The following is a 20571-nucleotide window of genomic DNA, read 5'->3' on the forward strand; positions in this document are numbered from 1 at the left end:
TAAATATCTACTTTTGTGCTCTAAAACATTAAAGTAAACGAAAATAGAAAGATGGCTGCAACGAAACGAATGAAACGTGCCTTGGTCTCTGTGTTTCACAAAGACGGGCTGGACGAAATCCTAAAGAAATTGCATAGCGAGGGTGTGAGCTTTGTATCAACAGGTGGTACTCAATCATTTATCGAGTCATTGGGTTTGCCTTGTGATGCGGTAGAGGACTTGACTTCTTATCCGTCTATTTTGGGCGGTCGTGTGAAGACGCTTCATCCGAAGGTATTCGGTGGTATCTTGGCTCGCCGTGAGAACGAGAATGACCAGAAACAATTAGCTGAATATGAGATCCCGGAGATTGACTTGGTTATCGTTGACCTATATCCTTTCGAGGAGACTGTCGCTTCCGGCGCTGAGGAACAAGCAATTATTGAGAAAATAGATATAGGCGGTATCTCTTTGATACGTGCCGCCGCGAAGAACTTCAAGGATGTGGTAATCGTAGCTTCCAAGGCTCAATACCAGCCGTTGATGGATCTTTTGAACGAGAAGGGCGCTGAGACAAGCATCGAGGATCGTAGATGGTTCGCCAAAGAGGCGTTCGCCGTTTCCTCGGGTTACGACTCCGCTATCTTCAATTATTTTGATGGCCGCGAAGGTTCCCATTTCCGTGCTACGGTAGATAGCCCGATGCATTTGCGTTATGGCGAGAATCCTCATCAAGCCGCTAAGTTCTATGGTAAGTTTAACGATATGTTCGATCAAATCCATGGAAAAGAGATTTCTTACAACAACTTATTGGATATCGACGCTGCCGTGAACTTGATCGATGAGTTCGACGAGCTGACGTTCGCTATCTTAAAACATAATAACGCTTGCGGTATCGCTTCCTGCGGTAATGTGGTTGAGGCTTGGAAAGAGGCTTTGGCCGGTGACCCGGTTTCCGCTTTCGGTGGCATCTTGATCACGAATACTACGATTAACAAGGAAGTGGCCGAGGAGATCCATAAGATCTTCTTCGAGGTGATTATCGCCCCGGCTTACGACGCTGACGCGCTGGAGGTACTTCAACAGAAGAAGAACCGTATCATCTTGATCCGTAAGGATTGCAAGACTTGCCCGATGCAGTTCCGTTCTTTATTGAATGGTGTCTTGATGCAGGAGAAGGACTTGAGTATCCAAGGGAAGGCTGATTTGGAGCCTATGACGGATAAGCAGCCGACAGCCTCGGAGGTTGAGGACCTGTTGTTCGCCAACAAGATCGTGAAGAACAGCAAGTCCAATGCGATCACTTTGGTGAAGAACAAGCAGCTTTGCGCCAGCGGTATCGGGCAGACCTCTCGTGTGGACTCTTTGAGACAAGCCATAGAGAAGGCTAAATCATTCGGCTTCGACTTGAATGGCGCCGTGATGGCTTCCGACGCTTTCTTCCCGTTCCCCGATTGCGTTGAGATCGCAGACCAAGCAGGTATCACGGCCGTAATCCAGCCGGGAGGCTCTATCAATGATAAGTTGTCTGTCGAGTACTGTAACCAACATGGTTTGGCTATGGTGAAGACAGGTGTTCGTCATTTTAAACATTAATAATAAGACTAATGGGATTGTTTTCTTTCACACAAGAAGTTGCCATAGATTTGGGTACCGCTAATACCATTATCACGTGTAATGATAAGATGGTGGTAGACGAACCTTCGGTGATTGCTTTGGATGCTCGCTCGGACAAGGTGCTGGCTGTCGGTAAGGTGGCCCGTGAGATGTACGAGAAGACGCACCCGAATATTCGTACCGTACGACCGCTTCGTGAGGGAGTTATCGCGGATTTCTACGCTGCCGAGCAAATGATTCGCGGCTTTATCAAGATGGCGAGCGGAAGGAAGCGCTGGTTCGCTCCGTCCTTACGTATGGTGATCGGTATCCCTTCAGGTAGTACGGAGGTAGAGATACGTGCCGTGCGAGACTCTGCCGAGCATGCCGGTGGACGTGATGTGTACATGGTTTTTGAGCCGATGGCTGCCGCTATCGGTGTCGGTATAGATGTCTTGGCCCCCGAGGGTAATATGATCGTGGATATAGGCGGTGGTACTACCGAGATCGCTGTCATATCCTTAGGTGGTATCGTGTCGAATAAATCAATCCGTATGGCGGGTGACGATTTAACGGCTGATATCGTGGAGTATATGCGTCGCCAACACAACGTGAAGGTGAGTGAGCGTATGGCCGAGCGTATCAAGATCAACGTGGGTTCCGCGCTTACGGTATTGGAAGACGCTCCGGAGGATTACGTGGTTCACGGCCCGAATCAGATGACTGCCTTACCGATGGAGGTACCCGTCTCTTATCAGGAGATCGCCCACTGTCTGGATAAGTCTATCTCGAAGATCGAGGCGGCTATCTTGAGTGCCTTGGAGCAAACCCCTCCCGAGTTATATGCCGATATCGTGAAAAACGGTATCTATTTGGCTGGCGGTGGCGCTATGCTTCGCGGTTTGGATAAGCGCTTGCGGGATAAGATGAATATCCAGTTCCATATCGCCGAGGATCCGTTGCATGCCGTGGCGAAAGGTACGGGAGTCGCTTTGAAGAATATTGAGAAGTTTAATTTCTTAATCCGATAAGAGTAAATAATTGGGAATTGAGAATTGAAAGTTGAAAATTAGCGAGCCGATAGGTCTAGTTCTTTTCAATTTTCAATTCTCAACTTTCAGTTTTCAATTCCTATGCGTAAGTTACTAGAGTTCCTGATCGGGAAGAGGCATTGGTTTTTGTTCATTCTGCTTGAGGCTGTTTCGTTGATGTTGGTCTATCGTAATAACGCGTACCAACGGAATATTATATTCAGCTCAGCGAATGTCGTGACAGGATATATCGCCTCGATCTCCGGATCTGTCACTTCTTATTTGAATCTTCGGGATATCAATAAGGAGTTATTGGAGCGTAACGGACAGTTGGAATTGCAAATGCTGGATCTGCAAGATCAATTAGATGCGCTGGTTGCGGATACGGTTAGTTTTAAGGGATTCGCACCGGATTCGACGGAGCAATTTCCTTATTCGTTTGTCGTGGCGGATGTCGTGAACAACAGTGTTACGCATTTGTCCAATTATATTACCGTGAATAAAGGGAAGCTGGATGGGATCATGCCCGATATGGGAGTTGTCTCGGAACGAGGTGTGGTTGGTATCGTATCGACGGTTTCCGATCATTTCTCCGTGATCATTCCGTTGCTGAATCCTAAGTTCCGGTTGAGTTGTAAGGTATTAGGTAGTAGTTATTTCGGGTCATTAAGCTGGAATGGACGCAATACGCTGTACGCCAACCTCGATGAGTTGCCGCGCCATGTGGAGTTCCAGAAAGGCGATACGATCGTGACGAGCGGTTACTCCGCCGTATTCCCCTCGGGTATTATCGTAGGTACGGTCGCTGATTTCGAGAAACAACACGATGATAATTTCTATTCATTACAGGTTGAGCTGGCTACGGATTTTCAGGCGTTGAACAACGTACGTATCATCAAGAATTTCCGTCAGGCGGAGCAAATAGGTGTAGAACAAGAGGCGAAGAGAAATGATTAATAATTTACTGCGTGGTTTCATATATTTCGTGGTGTTTGTGTTGATTCAGGTCTTGATCTTGAACAACATTCATTTCTTGCGGATCGCTACCCCGTTTCTGTATCTCTATTTCATCATTAAGATGCCAGTCGGTAGCTCACGGACGCAAGTCGTTTTCTTCTCTTTCATAGCCGGGGTGGTTATCGATACGTTCAGCAACACACCGGGTATGCATGCGGCCGCCTGTACATTGGCGGGATTTTGCAGGGAGCCGTTAATCCGTGTATTCATGGGGAAAGATTTGCCGGAAGGTATTTACCCGTCTTATAAGACCTTTGGTTTCGGAGGCTTTTTCCGATATGTGTTATCGTTTGTGTTGATACAACATACGACTCTTTTTGTGATTGAGTCGTTGACTTTATTTGACCCGTTGTTTCTGGTTGTCCGTATCCTCTCGAGCGTGGTGATGACAACCTTATTGATTTGTACGGTAGAAGCATTCAATATAGAGTCTCAGAAAAGTGGAGAATAAGACCAAGTTTGAGTTTGAGAACAGGCGCTATGTCTTAAGTGGGGCGGTGATCCTGTTGGTTATCATCTTTATTATCCGTTTGTTTGTCCTTCAAGTGGTCGACAACGATTATAAAGCTTGGGCGGATAGCAACGCTTTCTTGAAAAAAACCTTATATCCTTCCCGGGGTATGATGTACGATCGTAATGGTAAATTATTGGTCTATAACCAGCCCGCTTACGACGTGATGCTCATCATGCGTGAGATACAGCCTTTCGATACCCTCGATTTCTGCGATGTGCTGGGCATCACGAAAGAGCAATTCCTCAAACGTATAGCGGATATTAAGAACCGGCGGTTAAATCCCGGTTATTCTTCCTATGTACCTCAAGTCTTTATGAATCAGCTTTCCGCACAAGAATATGGCGTGTTGCAGGAGAAGTTATATAAATTTCCCGGGTTCTATATCCAGAATCGTACGATCCGCCAATACGAGTATCCCAATGCCGCTCTTGTGCTGGGAAATATCGGTGAGGTAAACCGGAAAGATATAGAGAATGACGCTTATTATACACAAGGCGATTACTCCGGCAGGACCGGGATCGAGCAATCGTACGAGGAATATTTGCGGGGCGTGAAAGGGGTGGAGATCCTGTTGCGTGACGCTCACGGACGTATCAAGGGACGATACGAGGAAGGTCGGCACGACATCCAGCCGGAGTCCGGCAAGAACTTGAAATTATCCTTGGATATGGATTTACAGGCCTATGGGGAGAAATTAATGCAGAATAAATTAGGGGGTATCGTGATGATAGAGCCGGAGACAGGGGAGGTACTTTGTATGGTTTCCGCTCCTACGTATGATCCGAGTATCTTGATCGGGCGCCAACGGGGAAAGAACTACGTGGCTTTGCAAAAGGACCCGTTGAAACCTCTGTTCAACCGCCCGCTCATGGCGCAATATCCTCCCGGATCTACATTTAAACCAACCCAAGGTTTGATCTTCTTGCAAGAAGGGGTGATTACTCCGGAAACTCAATATACCTGTGCGCATGGATATACCTTCCGGGGAGGTAAGCCGGCTTGTCACGGGCATCCGTCTCCTCTGAATCTGGTCGGGGCGTTGGCGACCTCTTGTAACTCTTTTTTCCCTTGGGGACTGCATGATATGATCGACAGCCGGAAGCGATATCCGTCGGTACAGGAGGCTTTTGAGGTTTGGAAGAACCACATGGTCTCAATGGGATATGGCTATAAGCTGGGAATCGATCTTCCGGGGGAGAAGCGAGGGTTCATTCCGAATAGTAAGTTCTACGATAAGGTGTACCGGGGACGTTGGAATTCCAGTACGGTTATCTCGATCGCTATCGGTCAGGGTGAGATATTGGCTACGCCTTTGCAAATCTGTAATTTGGCGGCTACTGTCGCTAACCGGGGATATTATATTACTCCGCATGTCGTGAAAGAGATCCAAGACACTCCGCTGGATACGTTATATAGTAAGAGGCATTATACATCGGTGGATACACATTATTATAGTTATATTGCCGAGGGTATGCGAGGGGCTGTTACGGGAACCGCTTATGGTGGAACCTGTCGTGGGGCGGCTTTACCGGATATCGAGGTTTGTGGAAAGACGGGAACGTCGGAGAATCCGCATGGTAAAGACCATTCTATTTTTATGGGATTCGCTCCTTATCAAAAGCCGAAGGTCGCCATTGCCGTGTTTGTGGAAAACGCCGGATTCGGTGCTACCTATGCGGTGCCTATCGGTAAATTGATGTTGGAGAAATATTTGAAAGGAGAAATATCCGAGGCTAACAAGGCGACGGAGGAATATATTATGAATGCCGTAATACTACCGAACAATGCGCTATAGGAAAACGGAAATATGGAAGTCGGTAGACTGGATTACCATTTTGTTGTATTTGATTATGGTAATCGCCGGTTGGTTTAGTATTTGTGGGGCGAGCTACGAGTTTGATAACGTTGGCTTGTTCGACCCGTCGGGCCGTCCGGGGATGCAGATGATTTGGATCGGTACCTCACTCGCCCTTATTTTCGTCATATTGATGCTGGAAAGTGACTTCTTCGATATATTCGCCTATCTGATCTATGCGTGCGTGATCGTATTGTTGATCGCCACTATATTTTTAGCACCTAATATCAAGGGATCGCATTCTTGGCTCGTATTGGGACCTATCCGTTTGCAACCAGCGGAGTTGGCTAAGTTCGCTACCGCTTTGGCCGTGGCGAAGTTTATGAATGGCTATGGCTTTAAGCTAACGACGGTCAAGAATTTCTCAATCACTTTGTTCTTGATCTTCTTGCCGATGGTTTGTATTCTTTTACAGAAAGAGACGGGGTCGGCATTGGTTTACTTGGCATTCTTCCTGATGTTATACCGGGAAGGAATGACTGGATATATTTTGTTGATAGGAGTTTGTGCGGTCGTCTTTTTCGTTACGGGAATGAAATATTCAGAGGTGATGGTGGGTATTACCCCATTGGGTGAATTAATCGTCTCTTGCCTTGTCTTATTAATAACCATGGGATTAGTTGGGAGTGTCCGTAAGGATTATATAAGCGTTAAGATCATGCTTGGGGGAATTGCTTCGACATTCTTGATCGGGTATGTCGTTTCTTTGTTTGTCCCGGTAAACTTCGCTTGGATATCGATAGGCTTGGTAGGAGCCGCGTCAATCTATTTATTCTATTTATCCATTCGAAACTGGGTATGGCATTATGCGTTAATCGCTCTGTTCGCTTTAGGTTCTATCTGTTTCCTATTTTCTGTGGATTATGTGTTTAATGACATATTGGAACCTCACCAACAAATTCGTATTAAAGTCTCTTTAGGCTTGGAGGATGATCCAAGCGGGGCGGGGTATAATGTGAATCAGTCCAAGATCGCTATCGGTTCCGGAGGATTATCCGGAAAAGGATTCTTGAATGGGACGCAGACCAAATTGAAGTATGTGCCGGAACAGGATACGGATTTTATCTTTTGTACGGTAGGCGAGGAGCAAGGCTTTTTGGGAGCCTCTGCCGTATTGATCGTATTCGGACTTTTTATTCTTCGTCTGATTGTATTGGCGGAGCGGCAAGATAATGCTTTCGGGCGAGTCTATGGCTATAGCGTAGCCTCCATATTCTTTTTCCATCTGGCGATTAATGTCGGCATGGTGACGGGATTGACTCCGGTTATCGGCATTCCCTTGCCTTTCTTTAGCTATGGAGGTTCCTCGCTTTGGGGATTTACGATCTTATTGTTTATTTTTCTTCGTTTGGACGCTTCTCGGAAGGAGCGTTAGTGGAAGAAGGTAAGACCCGTAAGCCGATTTCCTGAATGCCCGGAAGTTGGTCGTTACGCATCCCCTGCCGGAAGCTAAAGGTATATTGCCCTTTAACGGGGAAATAGTAAGCAGACCGTATCGGGAAACTGGATTGAAACAGGGAGATCCCGTCCCCATACCATTTCCCAAACTCATCAGCTAACATACATTCGATCGTATCCCTTTTTAAAGGACCTATCGGAAGTTCCTCGCTGCAAAATACCCATAGGTTCTGATACGGATACATATTATTGTTCCGTACTTCCAAGGTTAGGTCGTACGGAACCGATATATCCTCAATCAAGAAAGTGAAATAGTACTCCTTATTCTTCTCCCACGAGGTGTTCTGGATAGCTTGATACTGATCGTATACAGCTTCATTCTCGCAAGAGAAGCATAAGAAGCATGTTACACAGGCGGCAATGAACTTTTTAAGCCTCAGGCTTTGTCTCTGGCCTATTCTCCGTTTTATCAGGTCTGGCCTGTTTGATCGGTTGCTGAGGTTTGTCATTATTCGCAGGCTTGTCATTGTTGGATTGCTTATCGTTATTAGCTCTCGGCCTTTGTTTCGGGCGATTGTTTCGGTTGTTCTCCCGATTCTCCCGACTGTTTTCCCGGCTATTATCTTTGTTATTCTCCCGGTTATTCTCTCTGTCCCGGTTATTCTCACGATTGCTATTCCTATTATTTCCTCCGTTGCGGCGATTATTGCCACCGGCTCCGTTTCCTCCGTTGTTCTTATTCTCAGAAACAGGTGCGTCGGTGTTGGTAACTGCCGTCGCAGTGGTGTTAGCTCCGTTCCCGTTTCCATTGTTCTCGCCATTATTCTTGTTGGCAGGACGTTTTTTCTTTTTCTTTTTAACAGAGTCGAAACGTGTGACGCTTTCTTGCCCAAGAATATCTTGAGCGTCTCGTTTCGGTGGTTGTGGCTTCGTATCCGCCTCTAGAGATATCGGCTTCATGCCTTTCTTATTCATGTTAATGACATCGAAAGCACGGCTTGCCGGAATCGTGATAAGATTAGCCGCAAATGATTTATCCGTAGAATAGGTAATTTCCCGTTTGAAAATATCCGTCTTGAAATGATAGTAATTATTATCTTTGGTCTCCAAGACAATTTCCCGGGAAGGAAGGCGTTTCTGGGCTTCCACATATGTATCTACCTCATAATTGATACAACATTTCAATTTAGCGCATTGTCCGGCCAATTTCTGGGGATTCATGGAAATATCTTGATAACGGGCAGCTCCGGTAGCGACCGATACAAAACTTGTCATCCAACTGGAACAGCAAAGTTCTCTACCGCAAGGGCCGATACCACCGATACGTCCGGCTTCTTGACGAGCACCGATCTGCTTCATCTCGATACGAACACGAAAAGCCTCCGCTAGCACTTTAATTAGTTGACGGAAATCTACACGTTCATCCGCTATATAATAAAAGATCGCCTTATTACCGTCACCTTGATACTCTACATCACCGATTTTCATATTCAATCCTAAATCGGCCGCGATTTGCCGCGAGCGAATCATGGTGGCATGTTCCTTTGCTTTTGCTTCCTCATATTTCTCGATATCGGTCGGTTTTGCCTTTCGGTAAATCCGTTTAGGCTCGGCTTCCGTGCGCACATTGTTCTTCTTCATTTGCAGCAGAACCAATTTACCCGTTAAAGAAACCGTACCGATATCATGACCGGGACTTGCCTCTACGGCTACTATATCACCTTTTTCCAAAGGTATTTTAGCACTATTCAAGTAATACCCTTTGCGGGTATTTTTAAATTGAACCTCTACGAAATCAGTCGAGCCTTCCGCATCGGGTACATCGCACAACCAATCATAGGTATTCAGTTTATTGTTTTGCCTTTTGCTGCAACCTTTGCAGCCCATGTGGCTACTTCCTTTATCTAATATGAAATCCATTTATTTTTAATTTGTAAGAGGGCCATCGACATAACCACCCAATTTATCTAAATATGCAAAAATAGTGATTTATTCCCATTCAAAATCATAGTTATGATTTTTTCAGTTATAAAAAAAGACCCGAAGATAGGTGTTATACCTAACCTTCGGGCCTTTTCTTATATATTTACACGATTAGTCTACCAACCCATGGCTCTTGAATACCTTGTGGATTGTCTCCAAAGCGTAATCTAGTTGCTCTTTCGTGTGGGTAGCCATAAGGGAGAAGCGGATCAGTGTATCCTCGGAAGCAACTGCGGGAGCTACTACCGGGTTTACGAAGATTCCGGCCTCAAATAATTCTTTTACGATAAGGAATGTCAAGTCGTTGTCACGGATAAACAACGGGATGATCGGGGTAGAAGTATGTCCGATCTCACAACCCATGTTACGGAAACCATCCAATGCGTAATGAGTCAAATCCCATAAATGTTGGATACGTTCCGGTTCGCTTAACATGATATCTAATGCCGCGTTCGCTGCGGCAGTAGCGGCAGGCGTATTGCTTGCGCTAAAGATATAGGAACGGGAGTGGTGACGTAAGTAATTGATAACCGGTTCGTCCGATGCGATAAAACCACCGATAGAAGCGAAAGACTTACTGAAAGTTCCCATGATCAAATCAACATCGTTCGTAACGCCGAAGTGATTACAAGTACCGCGGCCATGATCACCGAATACACCGATACCATGAGCCTCGTCAACCATTACACTTGCGTTATATTTCTTTGCGAGAGCTACGATTTCCGGTAATTTAGCGACATCACCTTCCATGCTGAAGACACCGTCGATAACGATAAGTTTCACCTTGTCTGGCTCGCATTTCTGGAGTTGTTTCTCCAAGGAGTCCATATCGTTATGCTTGAATTTCAATTTCGTGGAGAAAGAAAGACGATGTCCTTCGATAATGGATGCATGATCCAACTCATCCCAAAGGATATAGTCCTCACGTCCGGTGATACAGGATACAACACCTAGATTAACTTGGAAACCTGTAGAGTATACGATGGCGTCTTCTTTACCAACAAATTCTGCTAAACGTTTTTCCAACTGGAGGTGTAAGTCCAACGTTCCGTTTAAGAAACGTGAGCCGGCACAACCTGTACCATACTTTTTAATGGCCTCGATCGCTGCTTCTTTTACTTTAGGATGATTGGTTAATCCTAAGTACGCATTAGAACCAAACATCAAGACTTTCTTCCCGCTGATTAGAACTTCCGTGTCCTGATCGCTCTGGATTTCCCTGAAGTAAGGATAGATTCCCATTGCCATGGCTCTTTGAGGAGCGTCGTACTTTGCTAGTTTCTCTTGTAAAAGTTTCATATTATTATAAAAGAGAATGATTTATCTCGCTATTTATTTATTCTAATAAAGAACACAGGTTCGCCGCGTACATAATCCCATGTTTCGGCAAATCCAGCCGCAAAAGTAGTAAAAAAATAACTTATAGTAGTCGAAATGCTTTAAAAGTTTTATAAAAGCATTATTTTTGTCCTCTCAAATAAAAAAGAAGAAGTGAGGATGAGCGAACGGGATATAAAAGTACAAGCTATCATAAACCCTATATCAGGTGTAGGGTCGAAGCGCAAGATACCTAAGATGATCGAAGGGATCTGCTCGAAAAAGAACTGTTCGTTAAACATTTCTTTTACAGAGTATGCAGGCCATGCCAGCGAGTTGACTCGGCAAGCCATAGAGGAAGGAGCTGAATATATTTTGGCGGTAGGCGGTGACGGGACGGTGAATGAGATAGCGAGAGCTATGATCCATTCGAATGCGATCTTAGGTATCATCCCGAAAGGTTCGGGCAATGGCTTAGCTAGAGAATTGCACATACCGATGGACGTGAAAAGAGCTATCGATCTGATCGCGAAAGGGCATGTTACGACGATAGATTGCTGCCGGGCGAACGGACAGGTCTTTTTCTGTACCTGTGGAGTCGGTTTTGATGCCGCCGTCAGCCAGAAATTCGCGAATGAGAAACGGCGCGGCTCTCTTACTTATATAAAGAATACGATAGAGGAGTATCTGAGCTATAAGCCTGAGCCTTATGAATTGGTGGTGGATAATCAGACGATCAAGGAGAAGGCGTTTCTAGTCGCTTGCGCGAATGCTTCGCAATATGGTAATAATGCGTTTATCGCTCCGCACGCGAATATACAGGACGGACGGATGGACGTTACGATCTTATCCCCTTTTATGCCATTGGATATCGCTCCTTTGGCCATTCAATTGTTTACCAAACAGATTGATCGGAATAGTAAGATTAAGACGATGAAAGCCCAGCAAGTCACGATTATTCGCCAACATCCGGGCGTGATGCACTTGGATGGAGAACCGATCATGGCAGATCGCCGTATCGATATTACGGTGGAACCAAAAGCCTTACATGTGCTGACTCCGGAGGTTGTGTCTTTCACCAAGGAGGTACATAATTTATTTGACGAGGTAACTCGCTTCTTCGATAAAAAGCTTCCTTACATTTTCAAGTAAAAGTCTTTAGCTATAGCGGTGAATTCTTCGCTATATCGATGCCGCTCGATTTCTAGGGTCAGATGAGACGACTTGGGCTTTGCTACCGGCGTCGCTGAGAGTTCTATTAATAAACGCTTAGGAGGGGCGTCCGGTATGGGGGAAACGTGGGCTTCTCTCGATGGAGACAAAGACTCTTCTCGAGCGATGTCTATTAAAGACTCCCGTTGCTCGAAGGGAAGCACCAAGGCGATATTTCCTTCGGGTGCCAACAGTTTGCGGCTATCACGCAATAAATCCGGGAGAGATAGAGTATCCGTATGCCGGGCTAGATTACGTTTAGTATCCGGGCATTTCAATGAATCAATAAAATAGGGTGGGTTGGATACGATCAAGTCATATTTGATATTCTCATCCGGCATATATTCGGAGAGCGAGGTTTGATAGACTTGTATCCGGTTGGCGAAAGGCGATTTCGCGATGTTTTCCTGAGCTTGTAAACATGCGTCTGAATCTATATCGATAGCGTCTAAAATCGCGGTGCTACGCTGCGCCAGCATGAGGGCGATCAATCCCGTTCCGGTTCCCACATCCAAAATCCTCTGACATCTCTCTGTGCTAGCCCATGCCCCAAGCAAAACGCCATCCGTTCCGACTTTCATGGCACATTTATCGTGCCATACCGTAAATTTCTTGAATTGAAAATAAGGATTTGCCATATCTCTATCGATTGTATGCCGCGAAATTAGTAAGAATTGAATGAAAAGCTGTAACTTTGGCACGTTTATTGTATTAACATATACAATGATGAATGTATATATGAAAGAAAAGACGAGAGTATTTTGCCAGAATTCGTTTGATGACTTGGATGACAATATTGGTATCGTAATGCCAATTCTTACAGAATGCGATGTAGATGAGGATTTCACAGAAGGAATAGAGAAAGTTGGAGACACTATACCCATTCTTCCGTTAAGGAATATGGTACTCTTTCCGGGTGTTGCCTTGCCGGTGATTATCGGGCGTCCTAAATCGATGCGCCTGATTAAAGAGGCTGTACATAAAAAGAGTTTGATCGGAGTTGTTTGCCAGAAAGAGATGGGTACGGAAGATCCTATCTTAGAGGATTTATATACAACCGGGGTAATCGCTGACATCGTTCGTGTCTTAGAGATGCCGGACGGTAGTACTACTGTTATTCTTCAAGGTAAGAAACGTTTTGAATTGAATGAGTTGACCGAGACAGATCCGTATCTTTCCGGTAAGATCACCGTGTTGGAGGACACGAAGCCGGACAAGACAGACCGCGAGTTCGAGGCTTTGATCTCAACGATCAAGGATTTGACCATCAAGATGCTTGGGGCCGTGGCTGAACCTCCCCGGGATTTGATCTTCTCGATCAAGAATAATAAGAATGTCTTGTATGTGGTCAATTTCTCTTGTAGCAATATACCGAGTGGATCGGCCGAGAAACAGCAATTGTTATTGATCGGGGACTTAAAAGAGCGTGCGTATCGGTTACTTTTTATCTTGAACCGCGAGTATCAGCTGGTGGAGTTGAAAGCTTCCATCCAGATGAAGACGCATGAGGATATCAATCAACAACAAAAAGAATATTTCCTTCAACAGCAGATCAAGACCATTCAAGAGGAATTGGGCGGGAATATCAATGAGTTGGAGATAAAAGAATTACGGGAGAAAGCCAGTCGTAAGAAATGGCCTGCCGAGGTAGCGCAGGTCTTTGAGAAGGAATTGCGAAAATTGGAACGATTGCATCCGCAATCTCCGGATTATTCCGTACAGACGCAATATGTCCAGAATATCGTTAACTTGCCGTGGAACGAGTATAGTAAGGACAATTTCAACTTGTCTCATGCCCAGAAGGTCTTAGATCGTGATCATTATGGTTTGGAGAAGGTGAAAGAGCGTATTATCGAGCATCTGGCCGTATTGAAGCTGAAAGGGGATATGAAATCTCCGATTATCTGTTTGTACGGTCCTCCGGGAGTCGGCAAGACTTCATTGGGGCGTTCCATCGCAGAGGCTTTGCGCCGCAAATATGTACGTGTTTCTTTAGGTGGATTGCACGATGAGGCCGAGATCCGCGGACATCGTCGTACCTATATCGGTGCTATGTGCGGACGTATCATCCAGAATATACAGAAGGCGGGAACATCGAACCCTGTCTTTATCTTAGATGAGATCGATAAGATCACGAATGATTTCAAGGGGGATCCGGCATCCGCTTTATTGGAGGTCTTGGACCCGGAGCAGAATAACGCGTTTCACGATAATTATCTGGATATCGATTACGATTTAAGCAAGGTGATGTTTATCGCTACCGCTAATAATTTGAATACGATTTCCCAGCCATTGCTGGATCGTATGGAACTGATCGAGGTGAGCGGTTATATCATGGAGGAGAAGGTAGAGATCGCAGCGAAGCATCTCGTGCCTAAGCAGATGGATGTACACGGCTTGAAGAAAGGTTCCGTGAAATTCCCCAAGAAAACCTTACAAGTGATCGTTGAAGCCTATACACGCGAGAGCGGTGTCCGGGAATTGGATAAGAAAATCGCTAAAATCATGCGTAAGCTAGCCCGTAAGGTCGCTAGCGACGAGCCTATCCCGACGAGCATTAAGCCGGAGGATTTGTATGAATATCTAGGGGCGGTCGAATATTCCCGCGATAAATATCAAGGGAATGACTATGCCGGCGTGGTTACGGGATTAGCTTGGACGGCTGTTGGTGGTGAGATTCTTTTCGTGGAGTCGAGCTTAAGTAAAGGTAAGGGGTCAAAGCTTACTTTGACCGGGAATCTGGGAGATGTGATGAAAGAGTCTGCCATGTTGGCACTTGAGTATATCCATGCGCATGCGGCTCAGTTTAATATCAACGAGGAGTTGTTCGAGAACTGGAATGTGCATGTCCACGTACCGGAGGGGGCGATCCCGAAAGACGGACCGAGTGCCGGAATAACGATGGTGACTTCTCTTGTCTCCGCCTTTACTCAGCGTAAGGTGAAAAAGAACTTGGCTATGACCGGCGAGATCACGTTGCGTGGGAAAGTGCTTCCCGTAGGTGGTATCAAGGAGAAGATCTTGGCGGCTAAACGTGCCGGGATCAAGGAGTTGATTCTTTGCAAGGAGAATGAGAAGGATATCAATGAGATCAAACCGGAGTATTTGAAAGGCTTGGTGTTCCATTATGTGAGTGATATTCAACAGGTGGTAGATCTTGCGTTGCTGAGAGAAAAGGTGGATAATCCCTTGTTCTGATAACGACTTTTTAGGCATATATAGGTGTGGGCTTATACGTATATACGTGTAGGCCCATATTAATATCGGTGTAAGCCTATACGTATATACGTGTGGGCCTACGCCGATATAGGTGTTTTTAAGGGAAGCGTATACTTCTATTTAGAGCATTTCCGTAGGAATTCCAAGCTGTTGCGTATCTCTTGGATATCGGATTTGAAATCATCGTACTCAATGGAGATAAGCCCGTTGAAATGCTGACGCTTCAGCTCGTTGACGAACGCTTTTACCGGTAAGATCCCGGTTCCCCATGTAGCGTCTTCCATCTTGTCGGTGAGGTCTTTCAAATGTGCCACCTTGATGCGTCCGGATAACTTCTGGAGATTTTTGAGCGGATCTTCACCCACCCGTTTCCAATGGCCGATATCGGCGCATACTCCCATCAAGGAAGAACGGCCTTTCAGCGCTTTCTCTACCACCTCGGCACTTGCGTAAATGCATGGACTCGGATGGTTATGGATCGCTACCTCCATATCGTACTTCTTGGCGAGGGATTCGATGTAGTCTAACTGGTTTAACTCCGGTTCGACAGTCACGATATGCGCGCCTATTTTATGAGCGAACGCGAAGAACTTATCCCATTCCTCGTTAGTCCCATAAGAGGCTACACCAAAGGCGATCGGCTTGATTCCCCTTTTCTTGAACTCATGGCGTAATAAAGCGCAGTCGTCATCGCTCAAGTCGTAATTTAAATACGTCTCTTTTGGGAACGGAGCGCCCAATTCTTGGAAAAAGAAAGCCTCCGCATACCCCATGCCCAGTTGTTGGGTCTTATCCAAGGTCTCCATCAACGTAAGATTGTGGAAAGTCCAAGTCTGTATACCCACCTTCCAGTCCGCTTTTTGCGCCGCCAGCTGTACGGCCTGCCCAAGGAGCATGACCGTACATAGTGCTAATATAATATATCGTTTCATACTTATACCGGCATTTCCGGAAGGCTCCAGCCTTCACGATAGGTATGTCTGATATATTCGTTGGCAGCCTCTAGCGCATTGAACTCCGCGTATTTCGTATCGAAATAGGGGTGACCGTCTATCACCTTGAAATCATCGCTGGTTACGATCTTCAATACGTCGGAAGAGGATATATTGGTGAAACGCATGTTTTGGGCGTCCCACATCAATTTCTTGTTCAAGCCTTGTAGACGGATCGCTAATACACCCAATAGCACCATCTCGTTGAATGGTCCGGAATAAGCGAAGTTGGAAGTTCCTTCCACACGGTTCTCCGGCGATTCTTTACAAGCACGGATCCAGTCTTGCTCATGGAAACCGTCAAAGTATCCGGTAGCGTTCGGGATACGGCGCAAATAGGGGGTTACTTGAGGTACACGGCCGGATAATAACCGGGAGTTGAAACCTCCGCAATCGCAGATCAACGTGTCTTTAGTACCTACGAAGATACATCCACCCAAACCGTCACGCATCATATCTACGCCATCCGGTAATAAGTCCGGACGCTGAGGAAGCATACCGCCATCGTACCAATATACTTTCACCTCCGGTAAGGCTACTTTTGGAAGATTGTCACGAGCCGGGAAGCGGAATTCTACCACCTCCGATTGAGGAGCGGATTCCGTATTGATCTGGGTAGAACGGCCTTGTACGCGATCCGGATAACCTAACTTCAAGGATTGATAAACCGGGTCGAGCACGTGGCAAGCCATATCTCCGAAAGCTCCGGTTCCGAAATCCCACCATCCGCGCCAGTTCCAAGGGGTATAGATCTCATGGAACGGACGCATGGCGGCCGGGCCGATAAATAAGTCCCAATTCATCGTCTTCGGACAACGTTGTTTTTCGGTCGGGCGCTGTAATCCTTGCGGCCAGATCGGACGGTTGGTCCATGCGTGTACTTCTTTTACTTCACCGATCTCTCCGTTCCAGATCCATTCGCATAATTGACGGACACCATCGCCGGAGTTCCCTTGGTTACCCATCTGGGTCGCTACCTTATATTTAGCGGCGAGTTTTGTCAATAAACGGCTCTCGTAAACGGAGTGGGTAAGCGGCTTTTGGCAATATACGTGCTTCCCCATTGTCAAGGCCGTGGCTGCGATCGTGGCATGAGTATGGTCCGGAGTAGCTACCATGACACCGTCGATCTGGTCGCCCAACTCATCGAACATCTTTCGCCAGTCCCAATAACGTTTTGCGTCCGGGAATTCCTCGAAGCAGTTCTTCGCGTATTTCCAGTCGATATCGCAAAGCCCGATGATGTTCTCGGTTTTCATGCCGACCAAGTTCGGGTGGCCTTTACCACCGATACCGATACCGACAATATTCATTGTATCACTTGGTGCCTTATGGCCTAATCCAGCGATCGTTTTAGAGGGGACGATTGTTAGACCAGCTGCCGCTACGGCTGCTTTTTTCAGAAAATCTCTTCTTGATTCCATGTTGTATAATTTGTTTTTTAGTAGTTGCTGTTAGAAATTGAAACAGGAGGTTACCATTCTATGATCTGAAGGGTAAGGGGAGACTACCACGTCCGAGGTGGCCTCGCTTTCGCCTGTGATAAATGAGTCTGTTACCTTACATCCGGAATATAGTACGAAATCCAGACGGTCTAGTATTTCTTGTTCGCTAGGAACGGGAGTCCATGTATAGCCGGGTGTGGAGATCTCGTCCGGATGGATTGTCCGGTAGGAGTCGTTCATCCCGATCTCAGAGAAAGCCTTGGTTGCCGGCCACTCCACCTTGATCTTGTGGATACCGGCATCGGCGGCCCGTTGTGTCCAGTCCAAGAAAGAAGGCTCATTAAAATCTCCTGTTAAAAAGACAGGATAACCTTCTTTCATGACTTGCTGTATATCTTTTTGATAACGAGTTACTTCTTCACGTCGGGCCTCGTTGGCGAACCGGATAGCTTCCTCCTCGGTATCGATAAACGGATAATCGCCATAAGGAATCCCATTCAATTGATAAGGCTGATACGGGATATAATATAGATGGCAATTAAACATCCAGCAGAATTTGTCTTTGCCTACCTGTATCTTCACCCCGTAGCGGGAAGCCGTACTGTCAACGACCGGATAACGAGATAAGATATAATGTCCCTCCCCTTGGTTGAAAAGGTGGAAACCTAGGGATTCCGCGATTTCCGGCACATGATCGTGCTTGATGCCGTCTTCTTCATAGATATGCCCTTCTTGGATTCCTACGATATCCGTCTGGCTAGCCTCGATCACTTTCGCTGTCTGGCTAGGGGGAAGCTTTCCCCCTAGGGTATTCAACCAAATATTGAAACTACTGACTTTTACCGTTGCCGGCTTGTCGCTACATGCGCTCAATGCACAACAAAGTATGGCTACGCAGCATAAAATTTCACTTATCTTCCTCATGTTTCTCTGGTATTTACAGGAACAAATATATTAAATGTCCCGTTCTTTTCACTACTAAGACTTCTTAATTTATTTTACCATCGGCCAAGGAAACTTCGATACAAGCTGGATGCGTTGACCTGTAGCTTGTGATTTTCGGGCGGCCTCGATAATCTCTAATACGTGTAACGCATGCTCGACATTTATACGTGGTTCCGTGTTTAATGCCATGTGTTTGCTGATATCGGAAGCACCTTCTTGCCAAACATAGCCATTGGTGTCCGGAACGAAACGTTGGGGTACCGGATGATCCATCGTCGATAAGTCCACCCCGTTCGGTGCCCAGTCGTAACCTACCATATGCATATTGCCGTGTGAACCGTATAAGGAGATCGTCGCTTTCTCCTGTCCTTTACCTAAATGTCCGTATGGATCGAAATAGTTGAAACCACACTCGATATGAGAAAGAACTCCCTTCTCGTGTTCCATGATAATCATGGCATTATCTTCTTCTCGAACTTTGATCTTGCCTTTATCGTCTACGGTTCTCTCCGGGGTTACGATTGTTGTCATGGCAACAACGGATTTAGCCGGTCCCAATAATCCGGTTAGGGTAGCGATGTTATAGACTCCTAAGTCGGGCATACTGCCACCTAGCGGTTCGTAGAAGAAAGCGGACCAAGAAGGACCTTCATGTCCGTAATGTCCGTGCGCGCATGCCAGATTCCCTAGGGTTCCTTTATTGATTTGTTCGGCCATAAAGGCAAATTGAGGACTGTTTACAACGGCAGGCGCACCCCAGATACGAAGCCCCTTGCTAGTAGCGAGATCGTATAATTCTTTACCTTCCTTATAGGAATTCGCCAAAGGTTTCTCGCTCCAGACATTTCTTCCCGCCATCAATGCCTTACGGTTCAACTCTCCGTGAACCTGCATATCGGTCAATGTAAGCATCAAGTCGAACTTGGAACCACTAAGCATATCATCGATATGCTTGTACCATTTAGGTATATTATATTGCTTGGCCGCCTTTTGAGCACGATCCGGTTTGATATCGCAACAAGCCACGATTTCTACATACGGGCATTTCGATATATGGGGAAAATATTGGGTAGATACACTTCCGCAACCGATAACGGCTACTTTCACCTTTTTACCTTCCGATTCGAATTTCTCCGCATAGGCGGAAAGGGGTGATAGTAGTGACGCAAGACTTGCCGCGGCCGATACTTTAAAGAATTCTTTTCTATTCATGGCATTGATTTCTTAATACAATTAGTCTAAATCCTTAATCTTCACATTCTTGAAATATACTTTACTACCATGGTCCTGAAAACAAAGTTTACCGGTGGTAGAGATACCGTAATCGGGGAAAGCTTCCCATTTACCGCTATAACGACGCATCTTCCAATCTTCGGACCCTTCTTGGAAAGAGAAAAGTTTTTCTCCGTTCAGCCAGTGCTCAACATATCCATCCTTGTAAAGTACCATAGAGGAGTTCCATTCTCCCGGAGGGTTCACCTGTTTGGTTTCCGGTACATACATAGCGTAGTTGCAACCCGTTTTCTGCCAGTCTTCCAATCCCTCTTTTCCGGTCTCGCTGACCCAAGGATAGTTATCGTCATCGATCAACTGGTATTCCGGGCCGGTTTCAAAAGGAGCTTTGTATTTAGGTCCTTCTTGTACGTGATATAAGAATCCGGAGTTTCCTTGCGCTCCGATTTTCCAGTCCCATTTGATCTGGAAATTATGGTAATTCTTAACGGTAACGATATCGGTACTTACCTTGATCGTAGTATCCGCTATCACGTCACCACCGTTTCCGTAGCCGACGATCACCCCGTCTTCTACCTGCCATCCCTTGACATCACCCCCGTTGAACATTTTCCAACCGGTAAAATCCTTGCCATTGAATAACAAGGTATAGCCTTCCGCTTTTTCCTCCTCAGTTAATACATTATCTTTTACTTCCGTGGATGAGGAACGACTTCCACATGCAACCATACACATCCCGTAAATGGTTACTAGAAAAATAGATACGATCTTTTTCATCTGTTAGAATATTTAGTTTGATTATCTCCTTATGATAACGCCATTTGATATGGTTTAT

Annotated in this window: 17 protein-coding genes; 8 read left to right on the forward strand and 9 right to left on the reverse strand. The window is 45.9% G+C overall.

All coding sequences use genetic code 11. The features are described from left to right. The first annotated feature begins 51 nt into the window (after nt 1–51). From purH to rodA, 6 genes are all read left to right on the forward strand, one after another. Nucleotides 52–1575: a bifunctional phosphoribosylaminoimidazolecarboxamide formyltransferase/IMP cyclohydrolase gene (purH, locus tag DWX33_RS04760; RefSeq protein ID WP_122379928.1), complete on the forward strand. Its 1524-nt coding sequence runs from the start codon at nt 52–54 to the stop codon at nt 1573–1575. A gap of 11 nt (nt 1576–1586) precedes the next feature. Beyond that, a complete protein-coding gene (locus DWX33_RS04765; protein ID WP_005854830.1) occupies nt 1587–2606 on the forward strand; it encodes a rod shape-determining protein in 1020 nt (339 codons plus the stop codon). A gap of 102 nt (nt 2607–2708) precedes the next feature. Then, nucleotides 2709–3563, forward strand: a complete 855-nt coding sequence (mreC, locus tag DWX33_RS04770) for a rod shape-determining protein MreC (RefSeq protein ID WP_122379929.1) — start codon at nt 2709–2711, stop codon at nt 3561–3563. Continuing rightward, nucleotides 3556–4074, forward strand: coding sequence for a rod shape-determining protein MreD (gene mreD, locus DWX33_RS04775; RefSeq protein ID WP_005864903.1), 519 nt, complete (start codon nt 3556–3558; stop codon nt 4072–4074). Before mreC ends, mreD begins: the two co-directional genes overlap by 8 nt. Further along, nucleotides 4064–5932: a penicillin-binding protein 2 gene (gene mrdA, locus DWX33_RS04780; protein WP_122379930.1), complete on the forward strand. Its 1869-nt coding sequence runs from the start codon at nt 4064–4066 to the stop codon at nt 5930–5932. The genes mreD and mrdA overlap by 11 nt, the downstream gene beginning before the upstream one ends. After that, entirely contained in the window at nt 5922–7367 is a 1446-nt protein-coding gene (gene rodA, locus DWX33_RS04785; protein WP_005854836.1) for a rod shape-determining protein RodA, read from the forward strand. The genes mrdA and rodA overlap by 11 nt, the downstream gene beginning before the upstream one ends. Here rodA and DWX33_RS04790 read toward each other — a convergent pair. The 3 genes from DWX33_RS04790 to DWX33_RS04800 all read right to left on the reverse strand — a co-directional run bounded on the left by DWX33_RS04790 (nt 7327) and on the right by DWX33_RS04800 (nt 10672). Beyond that, entirely contained in the window at nt 7327–7899 is a 573-nt protein-coding gene (locus DWX33_RS04790) for a gliding motility lipoprotein GldH (RefSeq protein ID WP_029257204.1), read from the reverse strand. The genes rodA and DWX33_RS04790 overlap by 41 nt on opposite strands. Beyond that, nucleotides 7820–9310 (reverse strand): regulatory iron-sulfur-containing complex subunit RicT, encoded by a 1491-nt coding sequence (locus DWX33_RS04795; RefSeq protein ID WP_009018220.1) that lies wholly within the window; start codon nt 9308–9310, stop codon nt 7820–7822. Before DWX33_RS04795 ends, DWX33_RS04790 begins: the two co-directional genes overlap by 80 nt. Before the next feature lie 174 nt (nt 9311–9484). Next, nucleotides 9485–10672, reverse strand: coding sequence for an aminotransferase class I/II-fold pyridoxal phosphate-dependent enzyme (locus DWX33_RS04800; RefSeq protein WP_005854840.1), 1188 nt, complete (start codon nt 10670–10672; stop codon nt 9485–9487). A 198-nt stretch (nt 10673–10870) separates the two neighbouring features. Here DWX33_RS04800 and DWX33_RS04805 point away from each other — a divergent pair, with 198 nt between their 5' ends. Continuing rightward, nucleotides 10871–11842, forward strand: a complete 972-nt coding sequence (locus DWX33_RS04805) for a diacylglycerol kinase family protein (protein WP_005854843.1) — start codon at nt 10871–10873, stop codon at nt 11840–11842. Here DWX33_RS04805 and DWX33_RS04810 read toward each other — a convergent pair. Further along, entirely contained in the window at nt 11827–12540 is a 714-nt protein-coding gene (locus tag DWX33_RS04810; RefSeq protein ID WP_036612898.1) for a tRNA1(Val) (adenine(37)-N6)-methyltransferase, read from the reverse strand. The two genes, DWX33_RS04805 and DWX33_RS04810, sit on opposite strands and share 16 nt — an antisense overlap. Nucleotides 12541–12628: 88 nt before the next feature. Here DWX33_RS04810 and lon point away from each other — a divergent pair, with 88 nt between their 5' ends. Next, nucleotides 12629–15100 carry an endopeptidase La gene (lon, locus tag DWX33_RS04815; RefSeq protein ID WP_005854849.1) on the forward strand — a complete coding sequence of 824 codons (2472 nt, stop codon included), beginning with the start codon at nt 12629–12631 and terminating at the stop codon, nt 15098–15100. A gap of 137 nt (nt 15101–15237) precedes the next feature. On the opposite strand, the gene DWX33_RS04820 is transcribed toward lon, so the two are convergent. From DWX33_RS04820 to DWX33_RS04840, 5 genes are all read right to left on the reverse strand, one after another. Next, nucleotides 15238–16053, reverse strand: coding sequence for a sugar phosphate isomerase/epimerase (locus tag DWX33_RS04820; RefSeq protein WP_044544664.1), 816 nt, complete (start codon nt 16051–16053; stop codon nt 15238–15240). A 2-nt stretch (nt 16054–16055) separates the two neighbouring features. Next, nucleotides 16056–17537 (reverse strand): Gfo/Idh/MocA family oxidoreductase, encoded by a 1482-nt coding sequence (locus tag DWX33_RS04825; protein WP_005864916.1) that lies wholly within the window; start codon nt 17535–17537, stop codon nt 16056–16058. A gap of 30 nt (nt 17538–17567) precedes the next feature. Beyond that, the gene (locus tag DWX33_RS04830) at nt 17568–18482 is read right to left on the reverse strand and encodes an endonuclease/exonuclease/phosphatase family protein (protein ID WP_122379931.1); all 915 of its coding nucleotides are present in this window, start codon (nt 18480–18482) and stop codon (nt 17568–17570) included. Between the two features lie 69 nt (nt 18483–18551). Beyond that, complete coding sequence (locus DWX33_RS04835) at nt 18552–19715, reverse strand: Gfo/Idh/MocA family protein (RefSeq protein WP_005854857.1); 1164 nt, start codon at nt 19713–19715, stop codon at nt 18552–18554. 21 nt (nt 19716–19736) lie between these two features. Beyond that, nucleotides 19737–20513, reverse strand: coding sequence for a DUF1080 domain-containing protein (locus DWX33_RS04840; RefSeq protein WP_005854859.1), 777 nt, complete (start codon nt 20511–20513; stop codon nt 19737–19739). Between the last annotated feature and the right edge of the window lie 58 nt (nt 20514–20571).

Origin of the sequence: Parabacteroides sp. AF19-14 (genome assembly GCF_003635485.1) — a bacterium.
In the GTDB taxonomy this organism is placed as follows: domain Bacteria; phylum Bacteroidota; class Bacteroidia; order Bacteroidales; family Tannerellaceae; genus Parabacteroides; species Parabacteroides distasonis.

Coding starts and splice junctions, on each gene's coding strand:
- purH (WP_122379928.1), top strand. CDS start 52: ATGGCTGCAACGAAACGAATGAAACGTGCCTTGGTCTCTGTGTTTCAC.
- DWX33_RS04765 (WP_005854830.1), top strand. CDS start 1,587: ATGGGATTGTTTTCTTTCACACAAGAAGTTGCCATAGATTTGGGTACC.
- mreC (WP_122379929.1), top strand. CDS start 2,709: ATGCGTAAGTTACTAGAGTTCCTGATCGGGAAGAGGCATTGGTTTTTG.
- mreD (WP_005864903.1), top strand. CDS start 3,556: ATGATTAATAATTTACTGCGTGGTTTCATATATTTCGTGGTGTTTGTG.
- rodA (WP_005854836.1), top strand. CDS start 5,922: ATGCGCTATAGGAAAACGGAAATATGGAAGTCGGTAGACTGGATTACC.
- DWX33_RS04790 (WP_029257204.1), bottom strand. CDS start 7,899: ATGACAAACCTCAGCAACCGATCAAACAGGCCAGACCTGATAAAACGG.
- DWX33_RS04795 (WP_009018220.1), bottom strand. CDS start 9,310: ATGGATTTCATATTAGATAAAGGAAGTAGCCACATGGGCTGCAAAGGT.
- DWX33_RS04800 (WP_005854840.1), bottom strand. CDS start 10,672: ATGAAACTTTTACAAGAGAAACTAGCAAAGTACGACGCTCCTCAAAGA.
- DWX33_RS04805 (WP_005854843.1), top strand. CDS start 10,871: ATGAGCGAACGGGATATAAAAGTACAAGCTATCATAAACCCTATATCA.
- DWX33_RS04810 (WP_036612898.1), bottom strand. CDS start 12,540: ATGGCAAATCCTTATTTTCAATTCAAGAAATTTACGGTATGGCACGAT.
- lon (WP_005854849.1), top strand. CDS start 12,629: ATGAATGTATATATGAAAGAAAAGACGAGAGTATTTTGCCAGAATTCG.
- DWX33_RS04820 (WP_044544664.1), bottom strand. CDS start 16,053: ATGAAACGATATATTATATTAGCACTATGTACGGTCATGCTCCTTGGG.
- DWX33_RS04825 (WP_005864916.1), bottom strand. CDS start 17,537: ATGGAATCAAGAAGAGATTTTCTGAAAAAAGCAGCCGTAGCGGCAGCT.
- DWX33_RS04830 (WP_122379931.1), bottom strand. CDS start 18,482: ATGAGGAAGATAAGTGAAATTTTATGCTGCGTAGCCATACTTTGTTGT.
- DWX33_RS04835 (WP_005854857.1), bottom strand. CDS start 19,715: ATGAATAGAAAAGAATTCTTTAAAGTATCGGCCGCGGCAAGTCTTGCG.
- DWX33_RS04840 (WP_005854859.1), bottom strand. CDS start 20,513: ATGAAAAAGATCGTATCTATTTTTCTAGTAACCATTTACGGGATGTGT.